The organism is Streptomyces sp. NBC_00878, assembly GCF_026341515.1.
Taxonomy (GTDB): domain Bacteria; phylum Actinomycetota; class Actinomycetes; order Streptomycetales; family Streptomycetaceae; genus Streptomyces.
Genome location: NZ_JAPEOK010000001.1, coordinates 7,349,857 through 7,364,381 on the forward strand (window position 1 = coordinate 7,349,857; position 14,525 = coordinate 7,364,381).

A 14,525-nucleotide genomic window follows, 5' to 3' on the forward strand; every position below is an offset into this window, starting at 1 on the left:
GGCGGCTGCCGCTCAGGGCGGGGCGCCGTTGGTGGCGGCGGCGCAGGCCGGGGCAGCGCCGCTGGTCTGGGCACGGGCCGCGGCGCCGCTGGTGGCCGCGTTCCGTACGGGCCCGCTCGGCGCTGGCCGCCGCCTCGGCCGCCGCCGTGGTCCTGGTCGGCATCGGCTGGTGGGTCCACCGGGACGTCTACCGCCAGAGCATGGACACCACCGAAGTACAGGCCCAGGAACAGCTCTGGGCTCTCTACGGCCAGCTGGATCAGGGGGTCGCTCCTGGCAGCAGAAGTGCCCTGCCCTACGAGATCGTCGCCGACGGCCGACGCTCTTCGGTAGCCCGCAGCTCCGACATCGGTGGCTTCGGTTCCGAGACGCGACACGTGCTGCCTGCTCCGCCGGCAGCCGGGCCGTTCGAGCCGTATGCCTTCCGCACCGTCCGTATGCCCACGCGGCACGACGGCAGTTACGGGAGTGACGACCTGGCCGGCCGGACCTTCCGGGCACTGACCGTGGACATCAAGGCCCGCGAATTCGGCCACGCCAAGGCCGCCGCCCTGGGCATCGCCGATGACGCCAGGCTACGGGTCTATGTCGTCCTGGCCCCGCAGGCCGCCGAGGCGGTCGTCACGACCACCGACGGCCTGCTGCTGCGCGCCGGGCTCGCCGGTCTCGTCCTGATCGCCGCCGTCGCCTACACCGCCACCCGGCTCGCCCTGCGGCCGGTCGAGGCCATCCGCGCCCGCACCGCCTCGGTCACCGCGGCCGACCCGCGCGAACGTGTCGACGTACCCGACACGGGAGACGAGATCGCCGCCCTGGCCACCACCATCAACGCCACCCTTCAGCGCCTCGACGACGCCGCCGCCCAGCAGCGGCGCTTCGTCGCGGACGCCGCCCACGAACTGCGCAGTCCCCTCACCACGTTGCTGGCCAGCCTGGAAGTCGCGCTCGCCTATCCCGAGCGCACCGACTGGCCCGCCGCGGCCACCACCGCCGCACGACAGACCCGCCGCCTGCAGGCGCTCGCCGAGGATCTCCTGCTGCTCGCGCGTCTTGACGCCCGCGCCCCGGTGGCCAGGCCCGCGACCGTCGACCTGGCGGCTCTCGCCTCCCGGCTGACCGAGCAATACCCGCTCGCCGAGCGGAAGTTGTCCCTCGCCTGTGACAGCACCGGCCCCGCCCTCGTGCACGGCAACCGGAACGAACTGGAGCGGCTGCTGCGCAACCTCGTCGACAACGCCGTCCGCCATGCCGCACGCGATATCCGGATCACTGTCGGCAATCAGGACGGCTGGGTCGTCACCACGGTGCGCGACGACGGACCGGGCGTGCCCGCCGCGGACGCCGAGCGGATCTTCGAACGCTTCACCCGCCTCGACGACGCCCGCTCACGCGATGCCGGCGGCACCGGCCTGGGCCTCGCCATCGCCCGCGACATCGCCCGCCTGCACCACGGCACCCTCGCCCTCACGGAGGACACCCCCGGCGCGTGCTTTCTGCTGCGCCTGCCTCAGGCTGCCGCTGCCGCCGCGGATACGGACAAGCCGCACACCCAGCCATAGGAGGAGCCCCAACCGAGCACGTCCGCCAGCCCCGAGGCTGCTATATCGCGTCAAGCCGCTTGGTCGAGATTCTCGGAGTTCGTGACGGCGTTCTCTCGGCCGGAATGCTCGAGGATCTTGAAGAGCTGACGGCAGATTGCTCGCTTGAGGCAGCGTTGCGCGTCGCGAGAGGTCTTCCCCTCGGCGACTCTGCGGGCGACGTACGCCTTCGTGGTCGGGTCGAGCCGCATACGGATCAGCGAGATGGTGTGCAGAGCCCGGTTGAGCTGCCGGTCGCCGCTGCGGTTGAGCCGGTGCCGGTTGGTCAGCCCGGAGGAGGCGGGTATCGGCGATACTCCGGCGAAGGACGCGAAGGCGGCCTCGGACCTGAACCGGCCGGGATGGGACCAGCTGACCAGGATCTGGGTCGCTGTGATCGGCCCGACGCCGAGCAGGTCCAGGAGCTCCGGCGCAACCCCGCGGACCAGGATGAGCATTTCGTTCTCGAGCTCTTTGGCCTCGGCCTGCAGGGCTTGGATGCGTTGTGCGGTGGATCGCAGGGCCCGCGCGGTCATGCGATGCTCGACGTCCTGTGCCGGGCGGTCTCGCAGCTGAGCACAGCGGGCAATCTGGACCGGCCGCTTGAGTTTCCGCAGCTCGGCGCGGAGCTCGTCCGGCGCGGACACGATCAGCGACTTGAGCTGATTGATCGCGGCGGTGGAGGCGAGGACGGCACTGTGGCGGGTGGCGAGCAGGACGCGCAGGGCCTCGCGCCAGCCGCGGAGCCGGGGCTGGATCAGATGTTCGGTGGCCAGGGCTTCCTTGGCCGCGCGGATCGCATCGATCATGTCGGTCTTGCGCCCGCCACGGACAGCGGGGCGCTTGGGCCGGCAGACTTCCACGACCTGTTCACCGGCTTGATTGAGGAAGATGGCCAGACCGGCGCCGTAGCTGCCAATGCCTTCCAGGGCCCAGCAACGACGGCCGGGGATGTGCTGGCGGGCGAAGTCCAGCAGCCGCCGGTAGCCACGGGCGTTGGTGGGGGCATCAGTGCTGGCCAGGACGGCGCCAATGGGGCTGACGGCCGCAGCGGCGAGGGTGTCACGGTGGGTGTCGACGCCGATGACGCCGTCGACCTGTTCTGCGAGCATGGTCACGTGGTTGTTCTCCTTCGTGGGCGGGACGGCCGTGGTCGGCGTCGGCCTGGGTGGAGTCACCGCGTGGCAGAACTGTGATGAGTCACGTCGAAATGGCGGACAAGCTGCTGATCAAGCCAACGGGGTGGGCCAGGCCGACGCCGACGTCCAGCAGACATCTCGGGGGCACGACAAGCTCTGACGAGCCGTCAGTTACCTTGTGAGTCATGCCGGAACGTCGGCGTCGATCCTGACAGCAGCCCAACCCGGGCCGCAGCTCTACTCTCACAGTTACCTTCTAGATGGCCCCGATCTTGGGGCTCCCGGCCTTCTGGCCCGGCATGACTTTTGCCCCCTGTCGACCATGACCCGGGGGGTGGTGTCACCGGGTCGGGAGGCGCCGGTAGATCGCTGATAGGGGCAGGAGCGCCGGTCCGCCGGCAACGCTCTTCGTAACGTGGTTGCCGGATGTCGGCGCCGTGCCTTGGCCGGGAAGACAAGACCCTCCCAGGAGGAGTGAAGTGATCGACATCCGTGACGTGGCCGTCTTCCTCGGCCTCGACGTCGGCAAGGGCGAGCACCACGCCACCGGCCTCATGCCGGACGGCAGGAGCGTTGTCGACAAGCCGCTGCCGAACAGCGAGCCGAAGATGCGGGCCATGCTCGACAAGCTCACGGCCAAGTACGGCCGGGTCCTGGTCGTCGTGGACCAGCCCGCCTCGATCGGTGCTCTGCCACTGGCCGTAGCCCGCGACGCGGGCTGCGAGGTGGCGTATCTGCCGGGCCTGACGATGCGGCGGATCGCGGACCTCTATCCCGGTGAGGGCAAGACCGACGCCCGCGACGCGGCGATCATCGCGGACGCCGCCCGCACCATGCCCCACACGCTCCGCTCGATCGAGCTGACGGACGAGACCATCGCCGAACTCCACATGATCGTCGGGTTCGACGACGACCTCGCGGGCGAGGTCACCAGGGTCGCGAACCGGCTCCGCGGCCTGCTCACCCAGATCCACCCGCACCTCGAACGGGTCCTGGGGCCACGCATCCAGCACCCGGCCGTGCTCACGCTGCTGGAACAGTTCGGCTCGCCCAAGGCGATCCGCAAGGCCGGACGACGGCGCCTGATCACGCTGCTGCGGCCGAAGGCGCCCAGGATGGCCGAGCGGCTGGTCGAGGACATCTTCACCGCACTCGACGAGCAGACCGTCGTCGTCACGGGGACCGACGCGGCCGCGGTGATCGTGCCCAAGCTCGCGAAGAACCTGGCCAGCCTGCTCGACCAGCGCAAGGAACTGGCCTCGGACATCGAGGAGTTGCTCAAGTCGCACCCTCTTTCCGAGCTCCTGACGTCGATGCCGGGGATAGGCGTCAGGACCGGAGCCAGGATCCTCATCGACGTCGGTGACGGCACCGCCTTCCCGACCGCAGGCCACCTCGCCGCCTATGCCGGGCTCGCTCCGGTGACCAGGCGGTCGGGGTCCTCGATCCGCGGCGAGAGCCCGTCCCGCAGAGGCAACAAGCACCTGAAACGGGCCTTCTTCCTCGCCGCGTTCGCCTCGCTGTCCGACCCGGCCTCCCGGGCCTACTACGAGCGGAAGAAGGCCGAGGGCAAGCGGCACAAGCAGGCCCTGATGTGTCTCGCACGCCGCCGCGTCGACGTGCTCTTCGCGATGCTCCGCGACGGGACGTTCTTCGAACCTCAAGCCGTCCCCCAAACCGCCTGAAACATCACCAATCAACCGACCCGCCCCTTGACGAAAGAGATAGGGGCACCCCCCCACACACACGCACACTGCGCGTTGTTCAGACGACCGTTCCTAAACAGTGTCCAGGAGTGAGTCTTGGACCCACGTCCCGGAACTGCGCGCATCCCAAACGGTGTTGGATGCGCTGGTCGCCCGCGTTCTTGTTCCCTTCGTCCGGGGACGTGCATCGCGTGCACGTTCCGTGACGGGGTGGCGAGGTTCCTCGCGCCCTCGGGTACCACGGCCGGCCTGGATGGTCCGATGCCCAGCACCATCACTCTGGTGATGCTGGGGCGGTGCCGTCCGTCGCCGGATCGGGTGCCCGAGGGCGCGTCTGCCAATCGCCACCGAAGCGGCGTCATGGCGAGTCATGTTGCGAGTCTTGCTGGTGAGGGGCTTGCGCCAGTGCTGGTCGCCCCACATGGAGGTGTATGCCGGGTCCACGGCGACGATGGCGAGGCCGTGTTCGGCGGCCATGGACACGATGCGGGCCTTGAGCTTGCCGGTGGGCATGCCCGAGATCAGCTGCCGGAACTGCTTCCTGCGGCCGTGCTTCTCGCGGGTCTTCTCGGCGGCGAAGTCCAGGTTCTCGATACCGATCGCGGTTGCGCCGGTCTGCTTGGTCCAGTGCAGGAGCCGGGTGAGGGCGTGCCGGATCTGGGCGTCGCGGTGGTCGGCCGACCCGGTCAGGTCGTAGGAGAAGCGGCGCGGGTCGCCGACCGGGTTGCCGTGCGGGTCGAGCCGGTAGGCGGCGAAGTGGTCGGCATTGGTGTCCACGCCAACCATGCCGCCTGCGCGGGCCGCATCCAGCGGCACGGTCTTGACCGCCGGCCTGGTCCACGACGCGGTGAGGTACCAGCGGCCCCGCTCAATGTCGAGGTGGATGCGGTAGGCGACAGCCCGGTTGCCGTCGATGCGATCCCGCCACTCCTGCCCACGGTGTGTGAACGCGACCTTGGAACAGAGCACGTAGCGGCCATGCCGGGCGTTCGCGTGGTGCGCGAGCGGGGCGGGCAGCTTGATGCTGACCTCGCCGTCCGGCGTGACGCGGATCGTCTCGTTACCGAACCGCTTCCCCGGCTCTCCATCGGCGGCGAGGAACCAGCGTTCGGCCTCCCAGCGCTGCCGCCATCGGGCTTGGGTCAGATGGGCTGCTTGCAGGTTGTGCCGGTTCTTCAGCAGGCGTCGGCCGCCGCGCACCACACGGACACGGCCGGCAGACCAGTCAGCGCGGGCTGTTTCGAGCCGGTGTTCCAGGGTGGCCAGTCGGCGGGACTTGTTGAACCACTCGCCCTTGCTGCGGTAGCCGCCCGGAGCCTGTTTCGAGCCGCGTTCGCCGATCGGCAGCGACAAGCGGTGCCGCAGCGTGCGGATACCGGCATCAAGGCTGTGGATGTGCGCGAGCAGGCACCTGCGGGCCAAGCCGTACTGGTCGTGGGTGGACTTGGTGATCGTCCCGGCGATGCGGGAGGAGGACTGCTCGGTCAGCTCTCGCTTGCGGGCCGCCCACGCGTCGTTGTCGTGGTCGTGTCCGGACTTGCAGCGTGCCTTGAGATCAGCCGAGGCCAGGCGGCCTTGGTGCTCGCCCACCAGGCGAAGAATCGTCTCGTCTTCGGGCATGAGGTGCTTGAGCCGGTCGCGTATCGCCACACCGGACGGCCCCAGGGCGACGAACGGGGCGTCGATGGTGCGGAGCTGCTTCCTGTCAGTCATCGGCCGCAGCCGCCTCAAGGGCCTTCCTGGCGCGGTTCTTCGCCGAGCGGCGGCCGTACAGGCGGGCGCAGAACGAGGTCAGTACTTCCACCATGTCGCGCACCAGGTCGTCTTCGACCTCGCCGTCATCGAGGACGACGAGTCGGCGGCCGGTGGCAGACAGAGCGGATTCGACGAGTTCGACGTTCATACGGCCGAGGCGGTCTTTGTGCTCCACCACCACAGTGGTCACTGCCGGATCAGCCAGCAAGCGACGTGCCTTCGTACGGGCACCGTTCATGCCAGAGGCGATCTCCGACTCCACGCGCACTACGCGATGCCCGGCCTTCGCGGCCCACTCCGACAAGCGCGCGGTCTGCCGTTCCAAGTCGGCCTTCTGGTCGTGCGAGGAGACGCGGGCATACAGACCCACACCTCCGGTCACCGAGGATGAGGTGTTCGCGTCGATGTTCACCAGGATCGTGCGCGGCCCCACCCGCTCCGCGGGGACCGGCAACGTGCCCTCACGGAACCAGCGGTACGCAGTACGCGGGGCGATCCCCTGCGCACGCGCCCATTCCGTCAGGTTCATACACGAGAGCATACGACACTCATAACATCTAAAAGACACTCATTGACACTTATTCGAGAACAGTTCCTACCCCCGCCGCCTCCTTGATCTCCGCCGATTCCAGTCGCCGCGCCGTGCGCTCGGCCGTCCCGCGGGCCCAGCGGCCGCTCGTCAGGGCGCCCAGGATCAGGACCGCCAGACCGCAGGCGGTGATGATCCACCAGGCGGGGCGGGCCGCGGCGACGAAGGTGTCCCGGTAGGAGGAGGACCCGACCCCGGAGGCCAGGACCGCGCCGATCACGGCGACGCCCAGCGTCTGGCCGATCTGGCGGCTGGTGGAGGCGATGGCGGCGGCCACCCCGGCCTGGGCGCGGGGCATGCCGGAGACGGCGGTGTTGGTGATGGGGGCGTTCACGAAGCCGAAGCCGAGGCCGAACAGGAAGTACCCGATGACGAGGGTCACGTTCGCCGTCTCGGCCTCGAAGGCGGCGAAGAGCACACCGCTCGCGGTCATCGCCGTCCCCGCGATGAGAAGCGACAGTCGGGGGCCGCGGTTGCCGACCAGTCGGCCGGACACGGGCGCGCAGACGAAGGCCATGATCGCCATGGGGAGCATCCACATGCCCGCGTGGAGGGCGTCCAGGCCGCGTACGTTCTGGAGGTAGAGCGTCGAGAGGAAGAGGAAGCCGCCGAGTGCCGCGAACGCGCTGACCGCCACCACCGTGGCCCCGCTGAACGGAGCCGAGCGGAAGAAGCGCAGGTCGATGAGGGGTTCGTCGCGGCGAGGCTCGTAGAGGAGGAGGGCGGCGAGCGCGGCCGCCGCGATACCGCCGAAGGCGAGGGTCTGGCCGGCGGCGGAGGAGGGCGCCTCGATGATCGCGTACGTGAGGGAGCCGAGCAGCGCGATCACCAGGAACTGGCCGACCGGGTCCGGGCGGCGGGCCTTCGGGGCGCGGGACTCGGGTACGTACCGGAGTGTGAGCAGGAGCGCGGTCAGGCCCACCGGCAGGTTGATCCAGAAGATCGAGCGCCAGCCGACCGAGTCCACGAGGAGGCCGCCGACCAGGGGGCCCGCGGCCATGGATATGCCGACCACCGCGCTCCAGACACCGATCGCGCGGGCCCGCTCGCGGGGGTTCGTGAAGGTGTTGGTGATGATCGACATGGCGACCGGGTTGAGCATCGAGCCGCCGACCGCCTGGATCATGCGGAAGACGATGAGCGAATCGAGGCTGGGCGCGATCGAGCAGAGGACCGAGCCGATCGTGAAGACGACCAGACCGGCCATGAAGACCTTCCGGCGGCCGATGCGGTCGGCGGTCGAACCGGCGAGCATCAGCAGCGAGGCGAGGACCAGGGTGTACGCGTCGATCGTCCACTGCATGCCCGCAAGGCTCGCGTCGAGGTCCTTCTGCATGGCGGGCAGGGCGACATTGAGGATGGTGACGTCGAGGCTCACGATCAGCAGGCTCATGCAGCAGATCGCGAGCACCAGCATGCGGCGGCGATGGCTGAGCTCGGGCATGCGCACCAGAGTACGCCCACTTCGGTAGTGTGCCTAACTAATGACCGCACCTTCCTCGGCACCGGTCGGCGTGCGCGACAATGGGGGAATGTCCACGCCCACATCCACGGTGAACTCCGCCCTGCGGATCGGCCCGCACACCGTCCAGCCGCCCGTCGTCCTCGCACCCATGGCGGGGATCACGAACGCGCCGTTCCGCACGCTGTGCAGGGAGTTCAGCGGGGGCAAGGGCCTGTTCGTCAGCGAGATGATCACCACGCGGGCGCTGGTCGAGCGCAACGAGAAGACGATGCAGCTGATCCACTTCGACGCGTCGGAGACCCCGCGCTCGATCCAGCTGTACGGGGTCGACCCCGCGACCGTCGGCAAGGCCGTCCGCATGATCGCGGAGGAGGGCCTGGCCGACCATATCGACCTGAACTTTGGCTGCCCGGTCCCGAAGGTCACGCGGAAGGGCGGCGGCTCGGCGCTGCCGTACAAGCGGCCCCTGCTGCGGGCGATCCTTCGCGAGGCGGTGTCCGGGGCGGGCGACCTCCCCGTCACGATGAAGATGCGCAAGGGCATCGACGACGACCACATCACGTACCTCGACGCCGGCCGCATCGCCGTCGAGGAGGGCGTGACCTCGATCGCGCTGCACGGCCGCACGGCCGCCCAGCACTACGGCGGCACCGCCGACTGGGAGGCCATCGCCCGCCTCAAGGAGCATGTGCCGGAGATCCCCGTCCTCGGCAACGGCGACATCTGGTCGGCGGACGACGCGCTGAGGATGGTCCGGGAGACCGGCTGCGACGGTGTCGTGGTCGGGCGGGGATGCCTCGGGCGGCCGTGGCTGTTCGCCGACCTGGTGGCCGCGTTCGAGGGGCGCGGGGGTGAGTATGCGCGTCCGACGCTGCGTGAGGTCGCGGGTGTCATGGTCCGCCATGCCACCCTGCTCGGGGAGTGGATCGGTGACGAGGCGCGCGGAGTCATCGACTTCCGCAAGCACGTGGCCTGGTACCTGAAGGGTTTCGCGGTCGGTTCCGAGATGCGGAAGCGCCTTGCGATCACTTCGTCACTGGCCGAACTCTCCGAGGGGCTGGACGAGTTGGACCTCGACCAGCCCTGGCCGACCGGCGCCGACGGGCCCCGTGGCCGCACGTCCGGCAACAACAGGGTTGTCCTGCCGGACGGTTGGCTCAAGGACCCGAATGACTGCGCGGGCATCAGCGAGGACGCGGAGCTGGACACGTCCGGGGGTTGAGTGTTCCCTGCGGGTGGGTGGGGAGACGAAAGATCAGGGGCGCAGCCCCATCTTTCAGGGGCGCGGGGAACTGCGCGACCAGCCCCCACCCACCCGCAGCCGGCAGCATGCCTCACGCACCCCCCACGGCGGTGAGCAACGCAAGTGGCGCCGCGGCGGACCGCGATTCGCGCACGCACGCATGCGGATACGGCACCGGCTCCGCATGCGTGTCCCGGCCATACCCCGCAAGAACCTCCGGCAGCCGATGCCCGGCCGCCGTCGCCGCATCCACCAGTGCGTGGGCCACCGTACGGGCCTCGTCATGGAGCCCGTACCGCGCAAGGCCCAACGTGATCAGCGCGTTGTCGTGGGGCCACACCGAACCCCGGTGGTAGGACAGCGGATGGTAAGCGGGCTGGCCCGAGGCGACCGTCCGTACGCCCCAGCCGGAGAAGAAGTCCGGCTCCAGCAACCGCCGCCCCACCAGCTCCCCGTACTCCTTGTCCAGTAACCCGGACCACAACAAGTGCCCCGCGTCGGACGCGAGCGCGTCGACGTGGTTGCCGTCGCCGTCGAGGGCGAGCGCCGGGAAGGAGTGGTCCGCCATCCAGAAGTCCCGCTGGAAACGGTCACGCAGATCCCCCGCGGCCTGCTCCAGCAACGCCGCGTACACCTCGTCGTCCCATACCGTCCGGGCCAGATGCGCGGTCCGGCGCAGCGCGTCGTACGCGTACCCCTGCGCGCCCGCGGCCATCACCGGGCCGGTCGGCCGGCTGCCGTCGCCGGAGCAGATGGCGCCGGGGGAGTCCTTCCAGTTCTGGTTGGCGAGGCCGCCCTCGTCCGCGCGGTATACGAGGTATCCGCGTGAGGTCAGCCCGCCGTGGTCCAGCATCCAGCCGATCGCCGCCCGGGCGTTGGGCTCCAGGCGGCGGGCCAGCGCCACGTCCCCGGTCTGCTCCACGTACGCGCCGAGGAGGACCAGGAAGAGCGGGGTCGCGTCGACCGAGCCGTAGTAACGCCCGTACGGCACCTGCCCGAAGTGGGCCAGTTCCCCGTGCCGCATCTCGTGCACGATCTTGCCGGGCTGGGCCACCGCGCCCACGCCGACCTCGGTCGCCTGGGCCGCGGCGAGCGCGGGCAGGGTGGCGGCGGCCAGCTGGGGACGGTAGGGGAGCGCGAAGAGGGAGGTGAGGAGGGCGTCGCGGCCCAACAGGGTCAGGAACCACGGGACTCCGGCCGCCGGGACGCGAAGTTCCTCTCCGTCGGGGCCCGTTGCGGGCACCTGGAGCACGGCCAGGTCGGACAGGCCCCGCGCACAGGCCGCGGCCAGCTCGGGCCAGCCCGTCGGGAAGGGCACGCCCTCCGCGAACTCCCCTTCCAGCGCGAGGAGTCGGGCGTTGGCTGCGGCCGGAGTGGGGGGCACCTCCGGGTGCGGCATACCGTGCGGGCGCGCCGCCACCCGGAGGGCCAGCTCGGCCGATGCGTGCGGCTGGAGTTCGAGCGTCCAGACGAGGCGGCGCGCGCCCGTGCCGGTCTCCTCCACGCCGTCCGGCGCGGGTTCGGAGGTCACGGTCGTACAGGACCGCCACTCGCCGCGCTGGTAGGCGAACTCCACACCGTCGTCGAGGACTTGACGGGAGCGGACCACACCGATCTTCGTGTACGTCCGGTGGTCGGAGCGCAGCTCGAACTGGTCCGTGAAGTCGGCGTCCGCGGTGACCGCGATCCGGACCGTCGTCGGCGCCGAGCGGTTGCTGGTGACGCGCAGCGACTCGACGAACGCGCCGTCCGCCACGGCCTGTTCACGGAAGATCGTGTACGCGGGCGGCTCCTGCCGGCCACCGCGCGGTACGAGTACACAGCGGGCCGTGTCGCCGTCCGCGACCGGTGTCAGTGCCTCGGGCACCGCTCCGTCGACGGTCAGCTGCCAGCGGCTCAGGTGCCGGGCGTCACGCACGAACAGCCCGTGGGGCGAACTGGCGCCGCGTACTCCGTTGATGTCCCCGCCGTCGCCCACGGCCGCGAACGTCCCACCGTGCACGAGCAGATGATGCCGGTCCGTCATCGCCGGTCCTCTCCCTTGGCACCCATGCCGAACTCTTCCCTTGCGCCGTGCGCCGTGTCGGACAGCTCGTGTGCGCTTCCGTGCGTCGCGTCGGACAGCTCGTATGCGCTGCCGTGCGCCGTGTCGGACGGCTCGTGCAGCAGATCGAGCGTCAGTGCGGCGGTCCAGCTGAAACCGAGCGCTCCGCACGCCTCGCCGGTGTACGGATCCACGTACTCCGCGAACCCGGACGTGTCCGCGGTGTCCAGCAGCGCGCTCCGCAGCGACCGCGCGCGTGCGTGCTCTCCGTGCAGCCTGAGCCCGCGCTCCACCAGCCAGTTGGTGTTGAACCAGGCCGGACCGCGCCAGTACCGGTGCGGATCGAAGGCGTGCCCGGTCAGGTCGTAGCTCGGGACGAGGCGGGTCGTGTCGCCGAGCCCGAAGTGCGGCCCGCGCAGGGTCCGTACGAGCGTGGCGGCCGTGTCGCGGGGGAGCGCGGGGAGCAGCAGCGGGACGAGGCCGGAGACGCCGCGCTCGGGGATCAGCTCGTCCGTGCGCACGTCCCGGCAGAAGAACATGCCCTCGGCCGGGTCCCACAGCCGGTCGACGAGCGCCGCGGTCAGGCGCTCCGCGCGCGCGTGCCGGGCCGTGCCCGTCGCGCCCAGCTCCCGCGCGATCCGCGCCAGCGCGTGCTCGGAGGCGATCAGAAGCGCGTTGAAGGCAGGGTCCTCCACCGCGAAGCCCGCAGTGCTGTCGGTGCCGTCGGCGTACCCGCCGTCCCGGTAGTCCGTCGCCAGCCGCACGTACCGTCCGTAGTCCAGGTCCGTCGGCCGGTCCTCCGCGGCGCCGTGGTCGAGGTCAGCGCGGCGGAAGGAGCGGGCCGGGGCGGGCGTCACGCGGGAGAGCGGGGCGTCCCAGCTCGGCGCGTTGTCCATGCCCTGCTCCCACGGGTGGACCACCGAGGCGAGGCCCCCGCCGCCCAGGTCCCGGCGGTGCAGCAGATAGCGGTGCCAGGCCGCCAGGCGCGGGTAGATCCGGGACAGGAAGGACCGCGCCCGGGACAGACCGGGGTCGGAGACGTGTACCAGCCAGGCGGCGAGCGCGTGCACCGGGGGCTGCACGATGCCCGACGTCTGTACGGTGCGCGGGGCGCCCGCGGCGTCGCCCGCGGTCGAGGAGCGCCAGAAGTCGGGGCTCGGGAAGTACGCGTCGAGCGGGACGGAGGGGTTGAACACGATGTGCGGGATCCGGCCGTCGCCCCACTGCGCGTCGAGCAGCGTCTCCAGCTCGACCTGCGCCCGCAGCGGCGACAGATGGCGCAGACCGATCGCGATGAACGCGGAGTCCCAGGACCACTGGTGGGGGTACAGACCGTGCGAGGGCACCGTCGACGAACCGGTCCAGTTGCCCTGCAGCACCTCGGCAGCCCTGAGATGCAGCGATCCCGCCGGGAGACGCAGCGATCCGTCGCATCGGGCCGGATCGTATACGGCCACCCCGGAAGGGTCGATCTCACCATGGCCGGAAAACGGCGGTGAGGTCGCGGTGCGTACGGGATCCACGTTCCCCGTGCGACGGGCGGTGAGCTGGGTTGTGCGGTCCACTCAGGTCTCCCCGAAGACATGCGGCCGACCAGTTCGGCAGTAGCTACCGTAGGGTTACGTCTATTTAACACGCAAAACTCAATATGTAATGCAGAGTTGGTGAGCGCAAGGGGTCCGCGTGACCGGAACCACAGGGAGGAGCGGGATGGCGACAAGGGCCGGGAGGACCGGGCGAACCGGGAGCCAGGCGAGCTCCGGCGACCTGCTGGAGCTGGTCCGCAGCGGGCGCGCGACGACGCGCGGGGCCTTGCAGCAGGTCACTGGGCTGTCGCGGGCCACCGTCGGACAGCGCCTCGACCGCCTCTTCCGGGCCGGCTGGCTGCGTGAGGGCGCCGCGGGCCCGGTGGACTCGCCGCTCGGCGGCCGTCCCTCGGTCCGCCTGGAGTTCGACGACGCCCACGCCGTCGTCCTCGCCGCCGACCTCGACACCCGGCACGCCCGCGCCGCCGTGCTGTCCCTGACCGGCGAGCTGCTGGCCGAGCACACGGGAGCACTGCTGATCGAGGAGGGCCCGGACGCGGTCCTCGGCGAGCTGGGCCGCTGGTTCGCGGAGCTGCTTGAGAAAGCCGGGCACCGGGCGGACGAGGTGTGCGGCATCGGGCTCGCCGTGCCGGGGCCCGTCGACAGCGACACCGGCCGGGTCGTCCAGCCGCCGATCATGCCCGGCTGGGACGGCTACGACATAAGGGGCCGCCTCACCCGCGCCTTCGCCGAGCACACCGGCGCCGAGGCCGTCCCGGTGCTCGTCGACAACGACGCCAACCTCATGGCGTACGGGGAACAGCGCACGGGCCACCCCGACTGCTCGGCCTTCGTACTGGTGAAGGTCTCCACCGGTATCGGGGCCGGTGTGGTCGTCGGCGGCTCGATCTACCGGGGCATCGACGGCGGCGCCGGGGACATCGGGCACATCCGGGTCCCGGAGGGCGCCGACGCGCTGTGCAGATGCGGGTCGTACGGGTGCCTCGCCGCCGTCGCGAGCGGTGGCGCTGTCGCGCGCAGGCTTGCGGAGAAGGGCGTTCCGGCGGCGTCGGGCTCAGATGTGCGCGATCTGCTGGCCTCCGGGCACCCCGGCGCCGCCGCGCTCGCCCGCGAGGCCGGGCGGCACGTCGGTGACGTACTGGCGACCGTGGTGACGCTGCTCAACCCCGGCGTCCTGATGATCGCCGGGGACCTGGCCGGAACACCGTTCCTCACGGGCGTCCGCGAACTGCTCTACCAGCGGGCCCTGCCCCGCTCCACCGCCCGCCTGGACGTGGTCACGTCACGGCTCGGCGAGCGGGCGGGCCTGGTCGGGGCGGGTGCCCTGGTCGTGGAGCATCTGTACGCGCCCGAACGGGTCGAGGAGCGGCTGCGCGCCATGGGCGTGTGATGGTCACGCGCCATGAGTGTGTGATGGTCACGCGCCATGGGTGTGTGACGGTCACGTTTCCTTCTGTGTA

The 14,525-nt window shown here is 70.6% G+C and carries 10 protein-coding genes; 4 read left to right on the plus strand and 6 right to left on the minus strand.

Annotated elements, in window-relative coordinates; all coding sequences use genetic code 11:
• Window positions 1-200: 200 nt before the first annotated feature.
• Entirely contained in the window at window positions 201-1,559 is a 1,359-nt protein-coding gene (locus OHA11_RS31870) for a cell wall metabolism sensor histidine kinase WalK (protein WP_266507607.1), read from the plus strand.
• A gap of 50 nt (window positions 1,560-1,609) precedes the next feature.
• Here OHA11_RS31870 and OHA11_RS31875 read toward each other — a convergent pair whose 3' ends face one another.
• Window positions 1,610-2,689 carry an IS110 family transposase gene (locus OHA11_RS31875; protein WP_266506901.1) on the minus strand — a complete coding sequence of 360 codons (1,080 nt, stop codon included), beginning with the start codon at window positions 2,687-2,689 and terminating at the stop codon, window positions 1,610-1,612.
• Between the two features lie 506 nt (window positions 2,690-3,195).
• Here OHA11_RS31875 and OHA11_RS31880 point away from each other — a divergent pair.
• Complete coding sequence (locus OHA11_RS31880; protein WP_266502283.1) at window positions 3,196-4,401, plus strand: IS110 family transposase; 1,206 nt, start codon at window positions 3,196-3,198, stop codon at window positions 4,399-4,401.
• A 93-nt stretch (window positions 4,402-4,494) separates the two neighbouring features.
• Here the strand turns inward: OHA11_RS31880 and OHA11_RS31885 are convergent, their stop codons facing one another.
• Genes OHA11_RS31885 through OHA11_RS31895 form a run of 3 tightly spaced genes read right to left on the minus strand, consistent with a single transcriptional unit; the run spans window position 4,495 to window position 8,210 of the window.
• Window positions 4,495-6,135 carry a transposase gene (locus OHA11_RS31885; protein ID WP_266502285.1) on the minus strand — a complete coding sequence of 547 codons (1,641 nt, stop codon included), beginning with the start codon at window positions 6,133-6,135 and terminating at the stop codon, window positions 4,495-4,497.
• Window positions 6,128-6,706 carry an IS607 family transposase gene (locus OHA11_RS31890; RefSeq protein WP_266497055.1) on the minus strand — a complete coding sequence of 193 codons (579 nt, stop codon included), beginning with the start codon at window positions 6,704-6,706 and terminating at the stop codon, window positions 6,128-6,130. The genes OHA11_RS31885 and OHA11_RS31890 overlap by 8 nt, the downstream gene beginning before the upstream one ends.
• A 49-nt stretch (window positions 6,707-6,755) precedes the next feature.
• The gene (locus OHA11_RS31895) at window positions 6,756-8,210 is read right to left on the minus strand and encodes an MFS transporter (RefSeq protein WP_266502286.1); all 1,455 of its coding nucleotides are present in this window, start codon (window positions 8,208-8,210) and stop codon (window positions 6,756-6,758) included.
• An 88-nt stretch (window positions 8,211-8,298) separates the two neighbouring features.
• Here OHA11_RS31895 and dusB point away from each other — a divergent pair, with 88 nt between their 5' ends.
• A complete protein-coding gene (dusB, locus tag OHA11_RS31900) occupies window positions 8,299-9,453 on the plus strand; it encodes a tRNA dihydrouridine synthase DusB (RefSeq protein WP_266502288.1) in 1,155 nt (384 codons plus the stop codon).
• A gap of 112 nt (window positions 9,454-9,565) precedes the next feature.
• Here the strand turns inward: dusB and OHA11_RS31905 are convergent, their stop codons facing one another.
• A complete protein-coding gene (locus OHA11_RS31905) occupies window positions 9,566-11,500 on the minus strand; it encodes a glycogen debranching N-terminal domain-containing protein (RefSeq protein WP_266502290.1) in 1,935 nt (644 codons plus the stop codon).
• A complete protein-coding gene (locus OHA11_RS31910; RefSeq protein WP_266507609.1) occupies window positions 11,497-12,939 on the minus strand; it encodes a trehalase family glycosidase in 1,443 nt (480 codons plus the stop codon). Before OHA11_RS31910 ends, OHA11_RS31905 begins: the two co-directional genes overlap by 4 nt.
• A gap of 289 nt (window positions 12,940-13,228) precedes the next feature.
• On the opposite strand from OHA11_RS31910, the gene OHA11_RS31915 reads away from it, so the two are divergent.
• The gene (locus OHA11_RS31915; RefSeq protein WP_266502292.1) at window positions 13,229-14,455 is read left to right on the plus strand and encodes an ROK family protein; all 1,227 of its coding nucleotides are present in this window, start codon (window positions 13,229-13,231) and stop codon (window positions 14,453-14,455) included.
• The last annotated feature ends 70 nt before the right edge of the window (window positions 14,456-14,525 follow it).

Bases quoted from the DNA above. Each gene is read 5' to 3' on its own strand.
- OHA11_RS31870 (WP_266507607.1), top strand. From the start codon at position 201: ATGGACACCACCGAAGTACAGGCCCAGGAACAGCTCTGGGCTCTCTAC.
- OHA11_RS31875 (WP_266506901.1), bottom strand. From the start codon at position 2,689: ATGCTCGCAGAACAGGTCGACGGCGTCATCGGCGTCGACACCCACCGT.
- OHA11_RS31885 (WP_266502285.1), bottom strand. From the start codon at position 6,135: ATGACTGACAGGAAGCAGCTCCGCACCATCGACGCCCCGTTCGTCGCC.
- OHA11_RS31890 (WP_266497055.1), bottom strand. From the start codon at position 6,706: ATGAACCTGACGGAATGGGCGCGTGCGCAGGGGATCGCCCCGCGTACT.
- OHA11_RS31895 (WP_266502286.1), bottom strand. From the start codon at position 8,210: ATGCCCGAGCTCAGCCATCGCCGCCGCATGCTGGTGCTCGCGATCTGC.
- dusB (WP_266502288.1), top strand. From the start codon at position 8,299: ATGTCCACGCCCACATCCACGGTGAACTCCGCCCTGCGGATCGGCCCG.
- OHA11_RS31905 (WP_266502290.1), bottom strand. From the start codon at position 11,500: ATGACGGACCGGCATCATCTGCTCGTGCACGGTGGGACGTTCGCGGCC.
- OHA11_RS31915 (WP_266502292.1), top strand. From the start codon at position 13,229: ATGGCGACAAGGGCCGGGAGGACCGGGCGAACCGGGAGCCAGGCGAGC.